22 protein-coding genes are annotated in these 22,336 nt (G+C 37.5%); 14 read left to right on the top strand and 8 right to left on the bottom strand.

Annotated features, from left to right (window positions below):
- Positions 1–10: 10 nt before the first annotated feature.
- Positions 11–430: a RidA family protein gene (locus tag QF042_RS18520; protein WP_307531135.1), complete on the top strand. Its 420-nt coding sequence runs from the start codon at positions 11–13 to the stop codon at positions 428–430.
- 176 nt (positions 431–606) lie between these two features.
- Here the strand turns inward: QF042_RS18520 and QF042_RS26380 are convergent, their stop codons facing one another.
- Complete coding sequence (locus QF042_RS26380; protein ID WP_373459083.1) at positions 607–1,509, bottom strand: EamA family transporter; 903 nt, start codon at positions 1,507–1,509, stop codon at positions 607–609.
- Positions 1,510–1,555: 46 nt separating this feature from the next.
- Between QF042_RS26380 and QF042_RS18515 the strand changes: the two genes are divergently transcribed.
- Positions 1,556–3,070: a PLP-dependent aminotransferase family protein gene (locus QF042_RS18515; protein WP_307531133.1), complete on the top strand. Its 1,515-nt coding sequence runs from the start codon at positions 1,556–1,558 to the stop codon at positions 3,068–3,070.
- Between the two features lie 117 nt (positions 3,071–3,187).
- Here QF042_RS18515 and QF042_RS18510 read toward each other — a convergent pair whose 3' ends face one another.
- Positions 3,188–3,565 carry a helix-turn-helix domain-containing protein gene (locus tag QF042_RS18510; RefSeq protein WP_307531131.1) on the bottom strand — a complete coding sequence of 126 codons (378 nt, stop codon included), beginning with the start codon at positions 3,563–3,565 and terminating at the stop codon, positions 3,188–3,190.
- Between the two features lie 70 nt (positions 3,566–3,635).
- Here QF042_RS18510 and QF042_RS18505 point away from each other — a divergent pair, with 70 nt between their 5' ends.
- Positions 3,636–4,523 (top strand): NmrA family NAD(P)-binding protein, encoded by an 888-nt coding sequence (locus QF042_RS18505; RefSeq protein ID WP_307531129.1) that lies wholly within the window; start codon positions 3,636–3,638, stop codon positions 4,521–4,523.
- Positions 4,524–4,757: 234 nt separating this feature from the next.
- On the opposite strand, the gene QF042_RS18500 is transcribed toward QF042_RS18505, so the two are convergent.
- Entirely contained in the window at positions 4,758–5,072 is a 315-nt protein-coding gene (locus QF042_RS18500; protein WP_307531128.1) for a helix-turn-helix domain-containing protein, read from the bottom strand.
- A 120-nt stretch (positions 5,073–5,192) separates the two neighbouring features.
- Here QF042_RS18500 and QF042_RS18495 point away from each other — a divergent pair, with 120 nt between their 5' ends.
- Together QF042_RS18495 and QF042_RS18490 are read left to right on the top strand one after the other, a co-directional pair.
- Entirely contained in the window at positions 5,193–6,062 is an 870-nt protein-coding gene (locus tag QF042_RS18495; protein ID WP_307531126.1) for an SDR family oxidoreductase, read from the top strand.
- 516 nt (positions 6,063–6,578) lie between these two features.
- On the top strand, positions 6,579–7,262 hold the full coding sequence (locus QF042_RS18490; protein WP_307531124.1) for a lipid-binding SYLF domain-containing protein: 684 nt from the start codon (positions 6,579–6,581) through the stop codon (positions 7,260–7,262).
- A 207-nt stretch (positions 7,263–7,469) separates the two neighbouring features.
- Here QF042_RS18490 and QF042_RS18485 read toward each other — a convergent pair whose 3' ends face one another.
- The gene (locus QF042_RS18485) at positions 7,470–8,231 is read right to left on the bottom strand and encodes a hypothetical protein (RefSeq protein ID WP_307531122.1); all 762 of its coding nucleotides are present in this window, start codon (positions 8,229–8,231) and stop codon (positions 7,470–7,472) included.
- A gap of 325 nt (positions 8,232–8,556) precedes the next feature.
- On the opposite strand from QF042_RS18485, the gene QF042_RS18480 reads away from it, so the two are divergent.
- Together QF042_RS18480 and QF042_RS18475 are read left to right on the top strand one after the other, a co-directional pair.
- Positions 8,557–8,748, top strand: coding sequence for a cold-shock protein (locus tag QF042_RS18480; RefSeq protein ID WP_131527623.1), 192 nt, complete (start codon positions 8,557–8,559; stop codon positions 8,746–8,748).
- A 156-nt stretch (positions 8,749–8,904) separates the two neighbouring features.
- Positions 8,905–10,437: a TlpA disulfide reductase family protein gene (locus QF042_RS18475; RefSeq protein WP_307531119.1), complete on the top strand. Its 1,533-nt coding sequence runs from the start codon at positions 8,905–8,907 to the stop codon at positions 10,435–10,437.
- 624 nt (positions 10,438–11,061) lie between these two features.
- Here QF042_RS18475 and QF042_RS18470 read toward each other — a convergent pair.
- The 4 genes from QF042_RS18470 to QF042_RS18455 all read right to left on the bottom strand — a co-directional run bounded on the left by QF042_RS18470 (position 11,062) and on the right by QF042_RS18455 (position 14,275).
- Positions 11,062–11,469: a hypothetical protein gene (locus QF042_RS18470; protein WP_307531117.1), complete on the bottom strand. Its 408-nt coding sequence runs from the start codon at positions 11,467–11,469 to the stop codon at positions 11,062–11,064.
- 355 nt (positions 11,470–11,824) lie between these two features.
- The gene (locus QF042_RS18465) at positions 11,825–12,409 is read right to left on the bottom strand and encodes an IS110 family transposase (RefSeq protein WP_307531114.1); all 585 of its coding nucleotides are present in this window, start codon (positions 12,407–12,409) and stop codon (positions 11,825–11,827) included.
- A gap of 29 nt (positions 12,410–12,438) precedes the next feature.
- The gene (locus tag QF042_RS18460) at positions 12,439–12,876 is read right to left on the bottom strand and encodes a transposase (protein ID WP_307531112.1); all 438 of its coding nucleotides are present in this window, start codon (positions 12,874–12,876) and stop codon (positions 12,439–12,441) included.
- Positions 12,877–13,777: 901 nt separating this feature from the next.
- Complete coding sequence (locus QF042_RS18455) at positions 13,778–14,275, bottom strand: hypothetical protein (protein ID WP_307531110.1); 498 nt, start codon at positions 14,273–14,275, stop codon at positions 13,778–13,780.
- A gap of 917 nt (positions 14,276–15,192) precedes the next feature.
- Between QF042_RS18455 and QF042_RS18450 the strand changes: the two genes are divergently transcribed.
- From QF042_RS18450 to QF042_RS18420, 7 genes are all read left to right on the top strand, one after another.
- Positions 15,193–17,022 carry an O-antigen ligase family protein gene (locus QF042_RS18450; protein ID WP_307531107.1) on the top strand — a complete coding sequence of 610 codons (1,830 nt, stop codon included), beginning with the start codon at positions 15,193–15,195 and terminating at the stop codon, positions 17,020–17,022.
- A gap of 8 nt (positions 17,023–17,030) precedes the next feature.
- On the top strand, positions 17,031–17,345 hold the full coding sequence (locus QF042_RS18445) for a helix-turn-helix transcriptional regulator (RefSeq protein ID WP_307531105.1): 315 nt from the start codon (positions 17,031–17,033) through the stop codon (positions 17,343–17,345).
- Positions 17,326–20,463 carry an efflux RND transporter permease subunit gene (locus tag QF042_RS18440; protein WP_307531103.1) on the top strand — a complete coding sequence of 1,046 codons (3,138 nt, stop codon included), beginning with the start codon at positions 17,326–17,328 and terminating at the stop codon, positions 20,461–20,463. Before QF042_RS18445 ends, QF042_RS18440 begins: the two co-directional genes overlap by 20 nt.
- A gap of 78 nt (positions 20,464–20,541) precedes the next feature.
- Positions 20,542–20,742, top strand: coding sequence for a hypothetical protein (locus QF042_RS18435; RefSeq protein ID WP_307531101.1), 201 nt, complete (start codon positions 20,542–20,544; stop codon positions 20,740–20,742).
- A gap of 10 nt (positions 20,743–20,752) precedes the next feature.
- Positions 20,753–20,932, top strand: coding sequence for a hypothetical protein (locus tag QF042_RS18430; protein WP_307531099.1), 180 nt, complete (start codon positions 20,753–20,755; stop codon positions 20,930–20,932).
- A gap of 6 nt (positions 20,933–20,938) precedes the next feature.
- Positions 20,939–21,151 carry a hypothetical protein gene (locus QF042_RS18425; RefSeq protein ID WP_307531097.1) on the top strand — a complete coding sequence of 71 codons (213 nt, stop codon included), beginning with the start codon at positions 20,939–20,941 and terminating at the stop codon, positions 21,149–21,151.
- A 75-nt stretch (positions 21,152–21,226) separates the two neighbouring features.
- Positions 21,227–22,315, top strand: coding sequence for a hypothetical protein (locus tag QF042_RS18420; RefSeq protein WP_307531095.1), 1,089 nt, complete (start codon positions 21,227–21,229; stop codon positions 22,313–22,315).
- Positions 22,316–22,336 lie beyond the last annotated feature (21 nt).

Genomic DNA, 22,336 nt, shown 5'->3' with positions numbered 1-22,336 from the left:
GCAATCAACAATGAAAAAAATTAAATATCCCTCATTATTACTAACCTTGATCCTCTTTTGCTTACAGGCTTTTGCTCAACAACCCGTAAAAGCAAAAAAAACATTCAGTGATGCGGTGCAAGCAGGTGGACTCCTGTTTGTTTCCGGTCAACTAGGCTTAAATTCTGTTGTTCAGGGTAAAGACGCTTTCAGGGATGAAGTTTGGAATGCACTAGGAAATGTAGAAATGATTCTGAAAAAGAATGGTCTATCGCTTAAACACGTTGTTAACGTAACCGTTTACTTAAAAAATCTTGAACAATTTGATGTTTTCAATGAGATCTATATGCAGCAGTTCAGCGAACCTTTTCCCGCACGAACGTGTGTGATTGTAAAGGACCTTGTTAAACAGGCAAACATTGAAGTTTCTGTAGTCGCCAGTACCCCTTAGCAGTTAAGTAACAAAAGCTAAATTTCATACAATTCCTTCTCAGTCAGGGCCGCCATATGGCCATCATAAGAGCGTTCGAAGAAGGATCTGCTGAGCAGAAACATGGGCAGCATAGTAATGTTTGCACACTCATAGGGTAGTTCACAGTATATTCTGAAGTCTATTATTAAACCTAATCAAGTGTTTGCACTGGAAGTTTTGCTGATACTAAAAATGATTACGGCCGTGAAAACCAATGCGTATGCAACTATTTGCAGAAGACCTAATGGTTCGTGATAGACCACTCCCGCTAAAATAAACGCGATTATTGGATTGATGTTCAATATCATTGCCACTTTTGACGAACTGATCCTGCTAAGGGCGTATAGATTTAAAAACAAGGGAACGATTGTATAGATGACAGCAATGATCTCTACATAAAAGTAAAATTTAAAGTCTGAGGGAATTGGGCCGGAGAATGCCGGGTAAAAAAAAGCTAATAAGACAGCCGATAAAAGTATATGAAAATTAAGTACGAGAAACTTGTCTAATCCGGAATTTTTATTTTGACTGATCATATAAAGAGCATAGCTAAGGCCAATTATTATACTAAAAAACATATCGCTTATGTTGGTATATGACAGCAATAAGCATCCGGAACAGCTTAGCACTACAGAGAACCATTGTAATCGGGTCAATCGCTCCGACAAAAGGAAAAAGGCAAGTAACGTTGTTAAAATGGGGCATACTAAATAGGCTACAGACGTAGCGCGTACACTTACATGGTTCATCACATAAATGAAAGAAAACCAATTGACTGTCAAAAAGATGCTGCCGCCAACGTTTAGGCCAATAATTATCGATCGTTTCTTTTTCGGCAAAGATTTCAGCAGTCGCAAATTATCCAAGAAACTTTTCCTTTTAAAAAGTAATGAAATCATTGACATAACTATAGCGCAGCTAAAAACGCGATAAAAGAGGATATCTAACGGGGCGTAAGCGTGTAATGGCTTTAACACCAGGCTGAAGAACCCCCAAATTGAAAAAGCTAATATCGCGGCTAAATAATGTTTATAATTCTTCAAAATATTATGATCCATATGTCTTGTTTAACAACTGATTTGCTAATGCGAAACTATATGTTTAATGGACTATATTTGGCATCCAGAAAACAAATACATAGTAGTCCACATGCTTCCGTTTGAAACGCTGATTGTAATCGATAAAATGTTATCCCGGCCGGCTTATATGCAGGTTGTTGATGGGGTGATCAACCTTATTAAAGATGGCGTAATTCAAAAAGGGGACCAGATTCCGGGAACAAGGTCTATGGCTGGCATGACCAAGATTCACCGCAAAACGGTTATTGCCGCTTATAGTGAGCTGATTGCGCAGGGATGGTTAGTTGCCGTGGCTAAACATGGACATTACATAGCCAGGGAATTGCCCAGGGGCGGTGTAAAACAATGGGGAGTTCCCGCAAACGGGTATGTATCCAATAGCAAAATAAAAAGTCCGTTTCTTAAAATCGAAACAACCAAAGAATTTCATCCACATTCACTTGCCCCTAATCCAAGCCTTATCGTTGATGACGGACATCCGGATTCCAGGCTGGCACCGATGCACTTGCTAAACAGAGAGTACCTGCGGCGTTTAAAACAGCAGCATGTAAGTAAAAAGCCAGCAATTACGTTAGCTCCCGGCTCATTAAAATTAAGAGAAACAATGACAAGCTATCTTGCACAAACAAGGGGCATACAGGCTGATTTACCAAACATACTTATTACACATGGTGCTCAAATGAGCATTTACATAGCCGCCAGTTTACTGCTTCAACGCGGGAGCTACATTATTGTAGGTGAACCCGGATACCATGTAGCTAATTATGTGTTTGAACACCTTGGCGCAAATATTATCCGCATACCGACTGATCGTGACGGAATAGATGATGAACTTATCAGAGAAGCCTGTGAAAAGTATTACATCAGCGCGTTGTATCTCATACCGCATCATCATTACCCCACCACGGTGACCTTAAGCCCGGAACGACGTTCTTCCATATTGAATATTGCTGAACAATACAATTTTTCTATTATTGAAGATGACTATGACTATGGATTTCAATATGATTCATCTCCGTATTTGCCATTGGCAAGCATTCATCCAGACAGGGTGATTTATGTTGGTTCTTTTTCGAAATCGCTTTCCACTTCCATCAGGATCGGGTTTATGGTTGCAGCCTCAGATTTCATTGAGCAGGCCATATATTTAAGAAAGTTAATAGAGTTAAAAGGAGATAATATAATGGAAGATTCGCTTGCAGCGATGATAGAAGGTGGAGACCTGGCCAGGCATCTAAAAAAGGTTAATAAGATTTTCGGACATAGAAGAGACTATTTATGCGCTTCACTGGATGAAAAATTAAAGGACGTTGTTTCTTTTGCCAAGCCTGAAGGTGGATTAGCACTTTGGACGATTTTCAATAGTAAATATCCATTAAAAAATATATCATTAAAATCCTCGAAAATGGGCTTATTTATTAATGACGGTCAAATCTTTGACAATTTTAATGCAAGATATAACGCGCTTCGGTTTGGTTTTGCTTCCATAAATGAAACAGAGATTGATCACATTACAGATATCATTTTACGCTGTTTATGATTTCGATGTTGCTTCGTAGCTTGATGTGATTGTTGGGATCCTAATCAATTCGATGATTTTTGAATTTCTGTGTAAATCGGAAGAAATTTGAAATTTTGGTTCAAGTTAATTTTTATCTTAATGTAGTGATTTGATCACTTCTTTACGATTGGACAGTCCAAATTCAATTAGTGTATTCAAGACGGTCCAGATTTCTTGAGCGTGCTGCGTTAAGACATAGTAAGTGATGTCTTGCGTGGGTGTATATTCAATATTTTTTTGGATCAGCTGATGAGCTTCCAACGTATTAAGTTCAGAACTTAATACTTTCGGGGAGATGCCTTCGGATACCTCAAAGAAATCTTTAAACCGTAATTTTTCATAATAATGTAGGTTTAAAAGAATACAGAAACGCCATTTTCCACTTAATAAATCTAAGGTGTCTCTCAAGGCCAAAAATCTTTGTTTTAAGATTTTCTCATTTTCTATACAAGGTTTTATCTTTTTATCCATCATACTTTCCTGAAGGTTAGTAACCACAAATTTACTACATAAGGAAACTAAATTTGCTTAAAACAATATTAAAATGAAAAGAATATTAGTCACAGGTGCAACCGGAAAGCAAGGTAGTGCCGCAGCATATGAATTGCTAAAAAACAATTTTGAGGTGTTTGCACTTACCAGAAATCCTCAATCTTCAAAAGCCGTCGATTTAAAAAAAGCAGGAGCAATTTTGGTAAAAGGCGATTTGGAAGGCATTGAAGATTTAAGTGGTATATTTAAAAAAGTCGATGGACTTTATTTAGTCCTTCCCCCTGTATGGGTTTCCAGCAGAGAATCGGATGAGAAAGAAGCAGAAATCGGCATGCGAACAATCAAATTAGCAGAAGAACAAGGCGTTAAATTTGTCCTTTATTCATCGGTTCTTGGATCGGATAAGCAGAATTTATTCAGACCAAAATTTAAGTTTACAATCGAAAAATACTTGTTAGAAAGTAATTTACAGGGGGCAGTAATAAGACCTGCTTCTTTTATGGAAAATCTACTTTTGCCAAGTTTCGGATTAGCAGAAGATAAGTTTGTCAATCCCTTACCTGAAGAAAAGGCAATCTCCTGGGTTGCTACCAATGATATTGGAACCTTTGCGCGAATAATATTTCAGAATTATAAAGCGTTCAACGGCAAAACAGTTGATTTCGGAGATAAACTATTTACACCGAAACAAGTTTTAAACCTATTGGAGGAGAAGTTGAACCAACCAATCAAATTCGTACAAGTACCGTTAGCAATACTTTATCAACAAAGTGAAACATTTGCGAAATTGGTTGAAATGATCGACAAGGAAGGTTATGATCCCATCGATTACAGATTTATATCTTCCTGGATGCCAAAGCTAACAGGCTTTGAACAGTGGATGGATGAAATAGGAATCGAAAAAATAAAGGAATTACGTTCGGTAGACGATCAGTCGTAATATAATACACTAATTCCTGTTTTTTACTGTAGTAACTACTTTGGTAGTTAAAATAAGAATTGGAAAATTATTACTTGATAATGTCAAGTTTAATACTCAATGATGGCAGGGTCTCTGACCTTGGCATCGTTACAGATCGCGTTCTTTCGAAATCAAATCTATTGTACAATTTGATTACTGAAATCGCAAATGTGCATTTGACTGGAGATTGTTATAGTATTTTGAGTTAATTATCTAAACTTTTTCCTTGTTCCATGCTGCTATGTACGCTAACAATGGGCAAAGGCTTTCCCCATATTCGGTGAGTGCATACTCTACCTTCCGTGGAAGCTCCTTGTACTGTTTCCTGCTAATTAAGCCATCGGCTTCAAGTTCTCTTAGTTGTTCAGTTAATACTTTTCTTGATATAGAGGGTACCCGAACATTAATTTCCCCAAAACGCCTGGCATGCTTGGAAAGCACATGCAAAATAATCACTTTCCAACGTCCTCCGATCAGCGCTATCGTTTCTATGGCAGGACAGTAAGCATGATTTAAGTTATTTTCCATTTGTTACTTTAAGGTTACCACTTTTTATTTTGTTACTAATGAGATAGGGTATTTTATAGTATTGATTTCAGTTTCTTTGCCTAACAAAAGTAATTGATTATTTATCTTAAAACAAAAACTATGATTTTAGTAACAGGTGCAACTGGTAATTTAGGCAGGGCCACCATAAATTCTTTATTGAATAAAGGCATATCCGCAAACAATATTGCAGCATTGGTGAGAGATGAATCTAAATCGGCAGAATTTAAGTCAAAAGGCATCCAGGTGAGGATTGGCGACTATCAGAATTTTGAGTCTTTAAAAAGTGCCTTCGAAGATGTGGACAAGCTACTGTTGATATCTTCTTCAGCGGAAATAGCTCAAAGGTTTGAGCAACATAAAAACGTAATTAATGCTGCAAAGGCATCCGGTGTTAATCATATCATTTATACCAGTTTTGATATGAAAGATTTGCGTCGAAGTATAATGGTTGGAGATGTTCAATACCATGCAGACACAAGTGATTATCTAAAACAGATCGCTTTACCTTATACTTTAATGGATAATACACTGTATGCTGACATGATTCCCATTATTTCCGGAAATAATATGTTGGATGAAGGTATTTCCATCCCTGCCGGAAATGGTAAAACACCTTTTTTGCCGATAACGGAAATGGCTGAAGCAATAGCAGTTGTACTGACTACTACTGGGCATGAAACCAAAGAATATGTCATCGCTTCAGAGACCGCTGTCTCCTTCGCGGAGATTGCTGACCTAATATCAGAAATCACAGGGACAACGATAGCTTACAACCAGATTGACGTAACATCATATGTTGCGCAGCTTGTACAGCAAGGGATTCCTGACGATGATGCAGCGTATCTGTCAAGGTTCGCTGGAGCGATAGCTGGAGGAGAATTCGACACCAATAAAAGTGATGTTAAACAATTACTAGGCAGAAGTCCTATTTCTTTAAAAGATTTTTTAAGAGGCATATACGATAAGTAATTCAAGAAAGCTTACATCATAGAATTAACATCCGGTGTATCCTCGAGGCTGATGCTGATCAGCATGGTCCGTAGTTCCCTGACAACTGTTTGAAATCTCAAAATAGAGATATTGATCAGTGCATGTTCTTAGCTAATAGAAACTGATTGCTTCTTCGGGAAGGGCTTTGAGCTTTCCCGATCAATGCGCTGTGTTGATGGGTAAAGCGCTTGTTTTCTCGTTGTTTTACAGGGTATAGATAAAAAGCTTGTTACCATTATGGTTAGATCAAAAACTAATTAACTTAAACTGGAATGGTTAAAAAAAAACATCTGCTTTAACCGATGCTTTACCTTCGCTAAATCAGTAGGTGCACAAAAATCTCCGTTTAATGATGATGCTTTTGTGGGGATTTCTCACAGCAGCGTAATTTACCTGCAGACGGGGTGGGAAAAGAAATAAAAGGTATAATATTGCAGCTCCGAAGGTTTACAGGAGCAGGTCAGCCTTAGTAGCGACCGGGATATTTTTTAGCATATGAACACCATCAATTTGATCATGATCAACCTCGCTGTGCTTTGCTGCGCAGCATTATTACTTCCTTCATCAGCTCTTGCGCAGAACAAGGAGCAAAAAAGAATACAGTCTTCGGCGCAGGTGCTTTCCGGTTTTGGGAAAATGAAAGAATCCATTCCCTCAAAACTGCTTGAGCTTACCCAGGGTATTGTTATTGTGCCCAAGCTGATCAATGCTGGTTTTGTAATAGGAGGGAAACGCGGCAGGGGCATTGCCATGGTGAAAAGGGCAGATGGTTCCTGGAGCAATCCTGTATTTGTAACTATTACGGGGGGAAGTGTGGGTCTGCAGGCGGGTGTGCAGTCAACTGAACTTGTGCTTGTTTTTACCCATGCCAATAGTCTGACTGCAATAAAGAAAAGCAGCTTTACCCTTGGAGGTGATCTTTCTGTCGCGGCAGGTCCCGTCGGACGGAGCTCTGCAGTAAATACGGATTACAAACTCGATGCCGAGGTTTATTCCTATTCCCGTAGTAAGGGGCTTTTTGCTGGTCTTTCTGTCAACGGCGCATCGCTTGAGATTGATGTGGCTTCAAATGCAGTAATATATGGCAAAGATATGGATGTAGCGGAGATCTTTGCGTCTGAAGGGGATCCAGATGATGCAATAGCGGATCTTAAATCTGCACTTACCAAAATGAAATAACAGGAACACACTGTGGGGTTTCTTTATGGTGAAGACAGTACCCTTCCTTACCAATTGGCGGGCTGATAGACAAACAAATCTGACCAATTTAAATACTTCTTTGTGAAGACTGTTTTGTCTTCGCTTTTGTTGCCGTTATTTAGTTTAATGGCAAGCTCTTTCAGGATAGGGCTGGAGCCAGCGTTGCTAAAATCATGGACATTCAGGCTATCCGCCACTATTAACACCTTCTGCAACGGGTTTCGGATTTAGGATAAACTGCTTGGTTTTTGGGTTGAAATCTACCGTGAGGTATCCGCCGACCCTGCCGATCTGATTGGAAATCAGGAAATTATTGCCTTTTCCTATTGTAATGTTATCGAAGATAATGGTCATCAGGTTTCCTGTAGGTGTTTCGATGCTGTCAAATTTGAGCGTTTGAATTGTTTTGCCGTTTTCTTTACTGATGATCTTTAATGCACGCATGTGTGCTTCAGTAGATTGGCTTTTTTTTGCATAAACACCAACAAAGTAATAGTTAACCAGCGCTGGTAACTGAAGGATTTCAATATTGTCAAACTCCTCATCAGAGATATCGCTTAGCCTGTTTTCAAGCTGAAGCGCCACCTTCAGTCTGCTTTTACCACCGTTCCAGATGCCAGTGAGTTTATGGGATGTAAAATCAAGGCGAAAAGTAGCAAAAACCTTATTATTGGTGCCGTATTCATAGATTGTAACCTCATGGGTATTTCGGTTAAAGATTCCTTCTATCCTTATGGGATTATTAAATTTATCGTATTTATAAACGCCAATAACATTATAGCTTTTTTTAGCAGTTTCACCAAAATAGCCTTCTTTTAACTGGAACGATAAGGTAACCGGATATGCACCAATGGATCCTGCATAGTTATAGGTATCGTACCAGCCTGCAAAGGTTTTTACAGCCGATAGAACAAGGGCAGCTAGAAGTACAATAAGCTTTGCTTTCATGTCTGGTTTTATTTATGCTAATGTGCTCATTTTTTTTATAGTTAAAAAGACAAGACCTTGAGTAGCGTAAAAAAGGGCTTAACAATTTAGTAAGTTTCGAGCCCAATTGAAGGGAAATGGCGGACAGGATATGTGGGGAGCGGGAGGCTGGTTTTAAGGAATTTGCTACGAAGTGTGGAAACTGTCAGGGAAAAAATACCGAAGAACTGGGAACCGGCTGACAGCGGATAGGAGATATACATCCTAAAGACGACACGGGCTGTGAACTTTACAACTTATTTAATAACTTGCATAATAATAAACATCTTAAAGAAAAACAGTTATTATGGCATCAGGTAAAGTAAAATTTTTTAATGAATCAAAAGGATTTGGATTTGTAGTGGAAGAGGGGACCGGCAAGGAGTTTTTTGTTCATATCTCGGGTCTCAAGGATGATGTGAGGGAGAATGACGAAGTGACATTCGATATTCAGGATGGCAAAAAAGGGCCAAACGCCGTTAATGTTAAGTTGGTATAATCCTTTCTACGGTTTGAGTTAAAGTGCAGGTAGTTTCAGCTTCCTGCATTTTTTTTTGTGCAAGCTGTAGGCAACCTGGTGATGTGGACCTGATGTTAATAACTAATAAATTCTAGCAGATTGGAGAAAGTCTGCTAGAATTCAATCAATATCGCTATGTTCAAAGTACTAAAATCAAATCTATTTTACATATTCAGCTTATTATTTTTACTGTCATGTAAACAGTCTGTTAGTGAAATAGTTGATGTACCGAAAATAGTATTCGGCACAGCAAAATTAACTGGAAGGTTAACGGTTCCTGATGGAGTAAATTTAGACAGCGCATTCGTGAAAATTACCGTTCCCCATCCGATTTCAGGAGAGTTTATCAAATATAAAGCGCTCGTTGACAGGTCAGGCAATTTTTCCATTGATGCTGATGTTGAAACAACGGTTTCTTACATACATTTTTCCACAAGTTTAAATCCCGGGAAACCTCTATTTGTTAAATTGAAGAGCGGAGATATTACTCACCTTGATATTGCTTACAACTCAGATTCAGATATGGAAAGTATAACTGTTAATCCGAGTATGGATCAAAATGATATGACCCGGTACTACGGTCTTATTCGCAAAATGATTGAATATCCACCTGCCAGGAAAGTGGAACCACTATATGATAAAAGTACGGACGATTTCCTGGAGAATGCCAAATCTCAATTAACAGAAATATTAGCGGTTGTAAAAAATGATAAGTTGATATCAAAAGAATTAAAAGGCGTATTGGAAAATGATTTTCGCTTATTTTTTTATAAAGGGGCAGTATTTGATTATAACAAAGCGATGATGGCCAATTATAGTATTACAAATGGCGATAAAGACAAGAATCCTGTTATCAAAAAGATTGACAGATCATATTACCGTTTTTTGAAGGAACTAAAGCTTGATGACCCACAATATCTGTATGGTCCTACATTCCTTGAATTTCAAAAACAAGTTCTCTTTAACAAAACCTTAGCAATTCCCAAAATGGGTGAAACCGATATCTCCACCTGGCTGTTAAAGACAAAAATTATTTTATCAGACTTAGTCGGTTTTAAAGATGGCTTATACTATGATGTTTTAGCCGCAAATGCTTATGGCAGACAGCTAACCGAAGAATTAAGGCCGTTAAGCGAAAGACAGAAACAAAATATTTCGAAATATTGGAAGAACGGGGAAATCGCAAGAATACTATTGCGGAAAAATCAACAGGTTACTGAACTGGATAAATTCAAATCCCCGGTAGTTATCAACGATGTATCTAAAATTGCGGCAGATAGGATTATTGAAAGTATTGTTTCCAAACATAAAGGTAAAGTCATACTGATCGACATGTGGGCAACATGGTGTGGTCCTTGCCTGGAAGCAATGCAGCGGTTTCGGACGACAAAAACTGGATTTCATGATAAAAGTGTTGTATTTGTATATCTAACAAACAGTTCGTCACCCCGTAACCTCTGGGAAGAGAAAATTAAAGGGATAGGTAACGAACATTATTATCTGAACGACGTACAGTGGATGTATGTGATGACATTCTTTGGTTTCGAGGCAATTCCATCATATCTACTTTTCAGTAAAGAAGGCGTATTAGTTAAAAAATTCACAGCTTTCCCGGAAAATGAAGATGTGAAAAGGATGATTAACGAGCAGCTAGACAAGCAAAATTAAACTGCGCGGGTACTACGGAAGGGGATTTCGGTAAAAATGGCCGCCCGTTCCGCGTTCAAAGAAAATGTTAAGCTACAAAACAATAGCCGATTGAACTCTTATCTGCCGAGTTATGTGATTACTAATCCGTGAGCAGTAACATAGCTATAAGTCAATTGACAAAACACGCTGACTGCCCGGAATTATTATGATCTGATGTTTCCTGGTGCTGTATGTATTATTCTTATTCTGCTACCGGTTCCACAGGTGAAGAATGTGGTAGTTCGATTGAGCAAAAGAAATATACCTACAAGAGATTACGGTAAATGCTTTTGGAAAGACTTTTCCGGAGTAGGAGGAACAGGCTCGGTTTTGTTTCTTTATAGTTGTTATTAAATAAAACCGACAGAAAAAATGCGGTTAAAAGCGGGGTTTATACGAAAGAGATGAGGGCTTTTGGTTTGCATGCATGAAGATAATCATTTTGGCAGGGCTACAAAATGGTGTGATTTTTTAATAAACAACTGTTTTTGCGGATGTGGACCAAAGTACCGGATTGTCGGCGGGGAGTTTTTTCCAGGGACAGATTTTTTGTAGGTCCGCAAGTAAAAGCGTCAACGGGAAATACGAAATTGATATGAAGTTTTATTCAGGAGAAGGGAAATCACTGCTTAACAAAACTGGATAAAAAGACCGGGAAGAATGAGACTTTAGATATTCAAGTTTGAATAAGAAATCATCGGATAACGCGCTATTGTATAGTTTGGATAAAAAAGCTTCAACCATATCCACATCCGAAACTGCCGTAGAATCAAAAAGCAGCATCCTTTGGAAATCTGTATTGGTATGTAAAATGCAAATATATTTTCCAACGATGTTTATACTTACTACATCATCGGTGTATATAGATTTTCGTATTTCTATATCTTGGGCATATTCTGCTCCAAAATGATTGATATTTTTAGAAATCTTATCTGGATCTTGAGTATAGCTCAGAAAGCTGTGATTGTTGTTGTCGGCGTCTATGTATAATACAATTGGATTCTGGTTCATAAAGATTTGTTTCTTAAACCTAATAAACCGGTTGTTTAAAAACAAATAGTTTGCATATTTTGGAGGCAATTATTATTGATCCGCAAACTTCCTCAGGTTACGTGACCGACCAGTTTCTGGACTGAACATATCAGGGGGGCTTTGTCGCAAGTTATAGCGTGGTGATTAACTTATTTGTATGTACGCTATTAGTCGGCGTAGTAGAAAAAATGCATCTCTAAGCCGAGCTGTTAATATTTTGCCCAAGATTAAATCCAGCCCTGATGGATATCCGTGGTTTTATTTTACAGCTTGGCTGGCCATAAACTTAATAGTTCTTTGGATAATACTAGATCGGTTGATTGATCTTGGCTGGTCAAGGCGGCCGGTGCAGATCTGTGCAAGGTTTGTATTCATACTTTTTCTCATACAATCTATTGTTTTTTACACAGGAATATACCCGTGCAGCGATCTTTAATCGGATTGCATTGAGTACTGACATTTTGTGTTTTCCCTCTATATCCATTTTACGGTGATAGTAAGCCTTAATATCCGGGATAAACCTTCTGGCCAGGACAGCTGAGGTATGTAAAAGCGCTTTCACTTTTTTATTGGCAATTTTTGATGTCCGGGTTTTCTTACTGACTGTGGTTCCCGATTTATAAGGGAAGGGCGCTATTCCGGCGTAAGATGCAAACTGTTTAATGGTCCTTACGTTTTTGAATTCGTTGGTGCAGATGAGGATTTCCAGGGCGACCACGGGCCCGACACAGGGCACTGACTGCATTAAGGTCATCAGCCGGTTTGTTTCTTCATCCGCTTTCCATGTCGCCTCGATTGAATCCTCAACATCCTTTATATCCAGTCTGAGTGCATCGATACTTCTGGAGCAAAGCCTGTTGTTCTGTTCGATCAGGCCTTTCTTCACAAAGCCTGTATTCTCTTTTAAGGGTACCCGCATCGCGATATGAAGCGATTGTAACCGCTTTCTCAAAGCGGACAGACTGCCCAGCTGTTCGAGGATTGGCCGCTTGGCAATCTTAACCGTAATACATCCCTGGATTTGTAGAGGTACAGCGCGATTCTTTCTGCATCTTTTTTATCGGTTTTGCCCCTGACTGTGCCCATGGAATTTTTAATATGAAGAGGCGAATCCACAACGGTATCGATTTTAAGTGTCTCCAGTTTTTTGATCAGATGGTTACTGTATATACCGGTATTTTCCATTCCAACGACAGCATTTCTGGCAGTAAACTTGAAAGAAGCTTTCAAGTGCATCATGTGGTCTTTGATCGCTTTTGGTTCATTGGGGATGGTATTGTGGATCAAAATAGATCCCTGAACCATGACGGCGATATCCAGGGTTTCTTTTGATATGTCAATTCCGATGAAATAGACATATTTTTTTGTTTTATTCAAGGTATTCATAGGCGATTGTTTTTTAGCCCCCACTCTCTAACGGTCAGGCCGTTTACTTCACTTTAGGTCTTATCTTTAAGAATACCGCTGACTCACCTGGCCGCCTTTTTATTAGATCTGATCATGAGCTTATCGAGCCTCTTACTGGTCTATTGGTCTTTCCTAATTTGAGCTTAAGTCTTCTCCCGATAATCATGGTCAATCAGTTAAATTTTGATGGGGCATATTTCTATCCGATTTATTCAATATTGGTAATTTTCCAGTCTTTTTTAACCCCATCTTGAACGGTTAGGCTTTTTCTGCAAATTAGGTCTTACCTTAGAAGTGGTTCTGATTCGCCTGACCGTCCTTTTAATTTGATCTGTCCATGGATTTATCGGGCCTCTTTCTGTTATATTGGTCTTTCCTGGATCTGAACTTGAGTCTTCTCCCGACAATAATGGTCAATTAATTAAATTTTGATGGGGCATCATTTCAAATCCGGTTTATTCAATACATGCGGTATTCCGGTCGCTTTTAAACAAATTTAAACATCAAAGGTGATTTAATCAATTTAGTTTTTTAAAATAGGATCGGCGCAGGAGTTGGATGGATCATGGGAATCTGGTGCTGTGCTTTGATGCGGCGGTCAAGGCTTTAGGAGAGATCGAGTTGAAGGAAAGGGATGGAAACAGGTAAAATATGATTACTGCGATGTCTGGTTCTGGGGTAGTAAAATGGCGTCCTTGCGTGGTTTCGTGATCCAGAAGAGCTAAATTCTGATTAGGGTAAATTTTTTAATGGAACAACCGTTTTTTGCGAATTTGGGGCTAGAATACCGGATTGTCGGCTTAAGTTTTTCCAGGGCTAGATTCTTTGTAGGTCCACAAGTAAAAGCGTCAAATGGGAAATACGAAATTGACATGAAGTTTTATTCAGGAGAAGGGATATTACTGCTTAACAAAACTGGATAAAAAGACCGGGAAGAATGAGACTTTAGATATTCAAGTTTGTATAAGAAATCGTCAGATAACGCGCTATTGTATAGTTTGGATAAAAAAGTCTCCACCATATCCACATCCGAAATAGCCATAGAATCAAAAAGCAGCATCCTTTGGAAATCTGTATTTGTATGTAAAATGCAAATGTATTTTCCAACAATGTTTATGCTTACGACATCATCGGTGTAGATAGATTTTTGTATTTCTATATCTTGGGCATATTCTTCTCCAAAATGATTGATATTTTTAGAAATCTTATCTGGATCTTGGGTATAGCTCAGAAAGCTGTGATTGTTGTTGGCGTCTATGTATAATACAATGGGGTTCTGGTTCATAAAGGTTTGTTTATTAAACTTAATAAACACCTGGAATAAAAACAAGTAGTTTTCATATTTACAGGCTATTGGCCAGAACGGCAATGTTGCCATACTTTTTATTGCCGTATCCGTATTTTTCCCTTGATTTTCGCTATTGGTATAATCCGGTCATCTATGGAACAACTGTTCTTATCTCGATAAACAGTTTCATATTCATTTCTATAATTGGTTTTATGATGGCTGATAAAGGTTTGTTTGTTTGTTTGTTTGTTTGTGTCGGTAAAATGGGTGTGGTTTGGTTAGTATTAAGAAACGGCTTGGATCGTTTTTGGCGTTCCCCGCGGGCCGGGCCATCTGCTGTATCTTTTGTTCCAAAAGGATGCCGCGTCTGTCCCTGACAGGACAGTTTGTATGCAAGACAGGGATATTAATTAATAATTTTTTTGACTAAGCTTCCTCTATTTCGGAGCTATTTTCTATTTTCGCGCTGCAAACCTATAGGGTCTGCACTTTTTATCTAAACTAGCGCTTTCAGGATTGAGGCGCTTTTTTTTATAATCTACACTGCATATTTCAGAGAAAATGGGGAAGAACCATAAATTCTTAATTTTTTAAGCGATGCAAATACAAAACCTGCAAGTATCACAGTTTTACAGATTTTGGCTGTTACCAAAACAAAGGTTTGGGTTTAGTTTTCCAAAAGTTTTTTTGTAGCAAAAAAATTTCTTTTTTTAAGAAATTAAACTATATTAGGGTCATCTTATCTACTAAAACGATTAACTATGACGCTCCCTACTCAAAATTCCCTAAAGCCGTCGCTTAAGTGCGATATCATGGCATTTATTTATTTTACTGCAGTGAAATATCTAACTAACTAGCCTTTTAAAGTAGTATAACATTTTCAAATGATGCTCGAATTACATAGCTAGCCTATGTAAATAAGTTCATTTGCTAAGCTGTGTTGTCATTACTAAAACGATTTATTAATTATTTGTCCCAGGTACGGGAAATATCTTCTAACCAAAAAAATGAAATTAACGCTCACACTTTTGCATCGTGCAATATTGCCAATCGCTCTGCTTTACTTTATGTTTAGCTATCAGTTTTCCTTCAATTATGAGATTGAAATAAATGACCACTATTATGTCCTCTTATTTTGTTGTGTATCCGGTTTAATTTTTTTTGCATCGAATCAGGGGCAGAGGCAATTGAGCTCCCAAAAATGGAAATTTATAATTCCTATAATACTCCTACCGATAATCATCTACATTTTGGGGCTGAAATCCAGTAATGAACATGCGGTTAATACTCTTAGTATTTTGCTCCTTCTCTTAACTGGTCTTTTCAGCTGTAATTTTTCGAAGCTGGAGCTAAGGTTTATGCTAAAGTTAATTAACCTTTGTTTTATTATTCAGTTGGTAGTTGGTATATATCAGATATTAACGCTAGACCAGGATAGCATGTCCCAACGGTTATACGGAACGATGATGAATTCGGGTATTTACTCTTCATTTCTAGTTATATGTTTCCCTAACACCCTCTATATTTTTGATGGTTTTGTTAGAAAATTCTCGATTTCGCAAGGCTCCCGTGTTATTATCCAAGTAACCTTCTGTATCATAGTTTCTGCTTTTATCCTTACGGTGGTTTTAATGACAAAAGCAAGGACTGCAGTATTGGCATTCTTGATTATCTGCATTCTGATGCTTTGGCATAGCTACGCTTTAAAGATTAAAAGGTTTTTTATAGCCTATAGATTTTTAGCGCTAACGAGCGTGCTATTTGCAACAACTGTTGTTTTTATTTTATGTCATAATTTATATTCAGCAAAAAAAATGTCGGTGTCTGGTCGTTTGTTAATTTGGAAAATTTCATTTGTAAATTGGGATGCCAATTTTTTGAACGGGCTTGGTCTTGGTGAATTCGGGAAGAGTTTTCCTTATTGGCAAGCTAAGTATTTGGCCGGAAGCCCGATTGCCGATGAGCGGGAAATTTTAAATGCTGGTGAGAATTTTCTGGCTTTCAATGAGTATATTAATTTTTTCAAGGAATTAGGTTTCATCGGTTTTTTCTTAGTGATTGTTTTTTTACTCCTTTTATTAAAAAGTAGAGGAGTGAACACTTTCAAAGACCGACTAAATCTTAAATTAACAGTAGCTGCAATACTAATCTGCTCATTAACTTCTTACCCCCTGCACACAAATCTTATTATAGTAATATTTATAACATGTGTAATTTCATTAGTCTGTACATCGGACTGGAAGCTTTCGGCTTGGTATCTTAATTTTTCCCCTAATCTTTTTAGGGGGATTACTGTTGCCGTATTTTCATTGCTGGCTTACCTTTTATGGGTAACGTTCCCAAAATCTGTAGCAGTTTTTGAATGGGGCAGTATTAAAAAACAGTATACTGATGAGAAGGTGAGTTTTGCTGCTATCGATCAGAAATATCAAATACTATATCAAAAACTGCATGATGAACCTAATTTCCTGACAGATTATGCTGAGTTATTGATGTTGACCGAAAAACGTCAACAACAATCAATCGAGCTATTAGAAAAGGCGTCGCTTGATGGTCCAAAAGCCCGGATTTTATATAAGTCTTCACAGATAAAGATGAAGATGAAACAGTACTCCAGCGCGATATCAGATCTCCGTTTCCTGAGTGCTTGGATTCCTAATAAGTTTACCTATCGGAAAGACCTGATGCGTGCTTATTTTTTAAATCATGATTCAACGGAAGCTATCACTATAGCGCGGCAAATATTAAATATGCCGATCAAAGTACAATCTTATCAGGTAGATGTCATCCGGGAAGAAGCCCAAAGAGTACTGGACCAGATAAATTTAAATAGATGAACATCTCCATGAGAAATGTCCTTTTAGTATTAAGGACTAAACGTAATCTTAGCCAGCAACAGGTTGCTGACCTCCTTTTTATCAGCAGATCGACCTACAATAAATGGGAGAATGATATAGGAGAGGTTCCGCACTCCAAATTATTTTTGATTTCGGAAGTTTATCAGATCAGTATCCAGAAACTTATACTTCTAGTGCTTTCCGAGAATAATCTTTTAGAGGAAAAAAGCGGCTCTGAAAATATAACCGGAGAAGATTTTTTTACGCTCAATGAGAAACTCAACTCCATAATTAAAATTCTTGATGAAAAACGCTCATACTGACAGTCGTCCATTTAGGACCATCATATTTTTTTTTGCCATCATTTTGCTTTCTTGCTTTTGTGTTTTTCGGCTAAACCTCAATATTTCAAATGAGGTCAAGGGACAGAATCTCATAGTTAGTTTTACGGTTCCCGGTGCATCTCCGGAGGAAACCGAAAATAAAGGGACTGCTATGCTGGAAAATCTATTTTCACAGATGAAAGACCTGAAAAGAATAACCTCTCAGTCTAACAGTGGTCACGGGATTGTATCGTTAACTTTTCATCAGGGAGTAGATATGGCGATGAAAAGGTTTGAGGTTATTTCGTTGCTAAGAAGAATAAGAAGCAAACTGCCAAAGGACGTCTCCTTTCCGATTGTCAGCAGCGATCCGAACAAGCTTGCAAATGCTGCATCTAAACCTGTTCTTACATATGACCTGTTCAGTGACATGCCCAGTTCTCAAATACGTGAACACTGTGAATTGATCATTAAAAAGGAATTAAATACGGTTTCAGGTGTGAGCGCTGTCGAACTTTATGGTGATAATCCCATGGTGCTGATTATAGAATTTAATCAAAGAAAAATGACTGGTTACCAGCTTGGATCTATCGATATTCTCAAATCTCTGCAACAGTCAACTGAAGAGTTCCAGCCAGGAAAGGTGGAGTTATATGGCAATGCCGCGTATGTTAAGTCTAAAAATAAAAGTTTAGATCTGGAAAAGATAAGAGAAATGAAAATCGGCAATAGCAATTGTAAGATAAGTGATATTGCAAAAATTTATTTTCAGGAAAACAGGGCCAACTCTTTTTTTCGTGTAAATGGAAAAAATGCACTAAAACTGGAGATCTTCGCACAGGCAAATGCAAACCGTTTAAGTCTAGCTACAACGGCAAAAATCGCTATTGCAAAATTAAGTAAGTACATTCCTGGTGACTGCAGATTGGTAATGAGTTCCGATGAGTCTGAACTTTTGGGAAAAGAAATAGGTATTACCAAACAGAGGGCGCTTATAACTGTTCTTGTGTTGCTAATCTTTATTTTTTTTGCCTATAGGAGTTGGAAACATTCCCTCAATGTATTTATTACGATTATTGCGAATTTTGCGCTCGCAATCATTGTCATATGGGCAATTGGTCTAAATATTAATCTCTACAGCCTGGCAGGAATTTCGATAGCTTTTGGTTTAATTACGGATCATGCAATTATAGTTGTGGATTACTGCAATAGAAAATTCACACCTAGGATGATCATGGGGATAGTTGGCGCAGCAGTATCAATAATAGTTTCTTTAGGTTTATTGTTTCTCCTTCCAGAATCTGACCGAAATAATATAAACGAACTGATTTCGGCTATAATTATATTTATTATTTGTTCGGTTTTCACCAATTATTACTTTACACCAGCTCTACATATCTATCTTACTAAGAAATATGGCAACAGGCAAGATGACAAAAATAGGATACCTTCAGATCCTTTTCGAAGATACTTTTTTAGGTATTTCAAATTAATTGAACTGTTAGCTAAACATAAAGGCATCTTAACCATTTTTCTTATACTTTCGTTTGGACTGCCCTTATTCTTACTTCCCGACAATTTAGAAAATAATAGTGTTTACAATGAGACCCTAGGAAGTGAAACATTTCAATCTGATATCCTACCAAAATTGAATACAGTTCTAGGCGGAGCGTTGTGGAGATTCAAGGAAAGAACATATGAAGAGAGTTCGTTATCGGATACTGGGGAAGCCCATTTGTACATACGGGCAAAACCGAGATATGGTACTACATTAGAGGAACTCAATTCTATAATGATTGGTTTTGAAGATGACCTCAGGTCGGTTAAGGGAATTACTTTCACTACACATGTCAATTCTACACTAGCGACGATGGAAATAACTTTTAATAGCTGGGCCACCGAAAATGAATTTCCCAACCAATTAAAAGCATTTTATTCCGCAAAAATCCTCGACCTAAGCGGTGTTGACTGGAAAATTTATGGGATCGGCACAGGATTTGAAAATAGTAATCTGGAAAACATGCCAAATTTTTCTATTCAACTGAAAGGGTATAACTACGCGAATCTTAACAAAGAGGCAAAAATGGTTGTCAGGAGTCTTCAAAAATTTAAAAAGCTTAAGAATGTGATGATCGATAATGATGGAGCCAAGGGTATATTTAACCGTTCTTACGAATTGACTATCAACTCTCATGATGCACAACTGTTGAGCGTTTCTGCACAAAAGTTGTATAACACGATATTAGAATTGACAGATCAGGAGCGCTTTAGTACCATCATCAACATCCATGGGCGGGCTGTACCTGTTGTGTTGATGGAAGAGAGGTCTACAAGCTTCTCGAGCTGGAATCTGATGAATACAAATGCACAGCTTAGTGATAAGCAATCAACCAAAATAGGAGATGTTGGAAGGCTGGATACTGTTGGCTCCACTAGTTTGATCGAAAAAGAAAATAAAGAGTATATACAAGTCATTTCATTAAATTATTTAGGAGCTAAACGTTTCGGCGATAAGTATATTGAAAAGAAAATAAAGGCTATCAGAGACAAAATGCCAACAGGATACACTATTAATAGTGACAGTCGTGATTTTTCACAATCAGATTCTATCAAATTCTCCTTTGCAGAACTGATCATCATAATATTTATCGCGAATTTTATAATCGGCAGTATCATTTTTGAAAATTTAAAACAATCATTTTTGTTGGTTGTCATTTCGCCACTGTCATGTATTGGTGTTTTTTTGATTTTTGGATTAACAGATTTACCGTTCGATCAAGGAGGGTATGGAGCATTTATCTTAGTGATCGCAATCTCTATTAGTATCAATATCATGATTATTAAAGATTTTAACCTAGCTTTAGCTAGACATACCCTCGATCCCAATAAAATATTTACCCATATTTTGCTACGTAGGGGTAAGACAATATTATTATCAGTCTCTGGTCTACTGACTAGTTTGCTACCTTATCTTTTTGATAAAGATGCCCAAGTATTTTGGTATTCATTCGCAATAGGTTCAATTGGTGGAGCTTTATCGGTAATCGTGGTAACATTTTTTATACTTCCGGTTTTCTTTTTTACCATGTCGCCTATTAGAGCAAAATGTGTAAGATAAGAGCATCTTTAATGTCAGGGATAATGTAATTTTAAATTGACCGACCACCCAGGGTTTTACACTTTAAAATAACCAATTATGAAATCAACAATCCTTAAACTGGCATCAAAAATAGGAGCCAGTTCGTTAATCGTTTTACTGACATTGATGCTTTATTCTTTTACAGCTACAACTGAATATACAGCAACCTGTGACAAGTCAAATTCCAATCGGTGTGCCATGCTGATCGATGGAGGTCAGTTTTACAGCACAGGCGCTTTAACCGTAGTTGTACCTTAATTTAAAAGATATGAAAAACAAATTAATCAAATTTTACCTGGTTGCAGTAGCAGTTTGCTTCAGCGTAAATATCTATGCCGAGACAGGCGCTGGTGAGACTATCACATTATGTGATGGTAAAAATAACACCATATGCAAAGGTGAAGTAAACGGAATTCCTTACAATGCTTCTGGCAATAAACCAAGCTAATCTCTCATGGAAAACATAAAAAAAAGATTTAATAAAACAATCAGATCAGTGGCAGGCAAGGTTGCCCTTTCCGCTGGGGTTATAATAGGACTTTCAGCATTTACTTCAACGGCTGAAACGACTCTAAAATGCGATGCTACTACCAAGGTGTATTGTTCATTTAAAGTTGGCGAGACCATATTTGTAGCTACGGGAGCGCTAATTGCATCAGCTCCTTAATAAAACTAACCGGCTCGGGTGGTCGGTTTTATCAATAACAAATTATCAGCTTAGTTGATAACCAAACTTAAACAAATGATCAGGATTAACTCTTTCATATATTTATTTATTATCTGTATCGCGTGTTCCTGCGGTCGCAGCAAGGATAATAAACCTACAGGCGAAACGCATGTCAGCTTTACTGGCAAGAAATCGAAATACAAATTTGATTTTTATAGAAATATCAATTATAATTTAAAACAGCTTCAGCAGGTTGATTTTGATCTAGGACAGCTGATAGAGATTAAGGCTTTCGGAGATCAATTAGTCGGTTTAGATTATAAAGCGTCAAAATTATTCTTTTTTAATAGTAAACTGGATACGGCATTTACTTTTGGAACAGCGGGGGATGGACCAAACGAAAATAATGGAATCATGTCATATGAATATGCAGATAAGAAGCTCACTTTATACGATTTTGGCCATCGATCTCTAAAAAAATATCAATTCAATAGCAATAACAAGGATTCACTTCTCTACAACTACCGTTTTGTAAATGGAACTTTGATCTATAGGGCTATTCATTTGTCAGAGAACACTTATATGTACACAAATCCACTAGATAAGGTAAGTGATCTCTTATTCCAGGTTATTGATTCAACCGAAAACAAGAGTCTTTTCAAACAATCAATTTATGGTCTCATAGGCCTTAAAAATCCCATAAAGTTCCCTGAAATGGCCCTAGATGGCAACTTTCTTTCCAACCCTAATAGTAAATTTATTGTTTATAGCTGTTCTTATGCAGGCACTTTTCTTAGCTTTCAACGAAGCGACCCAAAAAAAATATCATTTAATAAAACAATTGACAAAACACCGGTTCCGATAGCAGCTTATAAAACAATAGCACCGGGTACCTCGCATCTGGAAATATCGCCCAGCACAACTTTTTTCCCCTCATCTGCATTATCTAAAAACAACCTCTATCTTTTAAATAAGATAACTGATGATAATAGTTATGTGGTTGATTATTATGATCTTGCGCAATCCGGAAAGTATCAAGGCAGTTTCTATATTCCCAAACTGGATGACGGTCAGGAAGCTACAAGTATAGCCGTTATTGGCCAGTCCATCTATGTTCTTTATGAAGATTTGGCTCTTGTAAAATATTCAATGATAAAAGTTTAAACATTTTTTTTTAAAAAAAAA

The organism is Pedobacter sp. W3I1 (genome assembly GCF_030816015.1).
In the GTDB taxonomy this organism is placed as follows: domain Bacteria; phylum Bacteroidota; class Bacteroidia; order Sphingobacteriales; family Sphingobacteriaceae; genus Pedobacter.
This window is presented reverse-complemented; position numbering and strand designations above follow the sequence as displayed.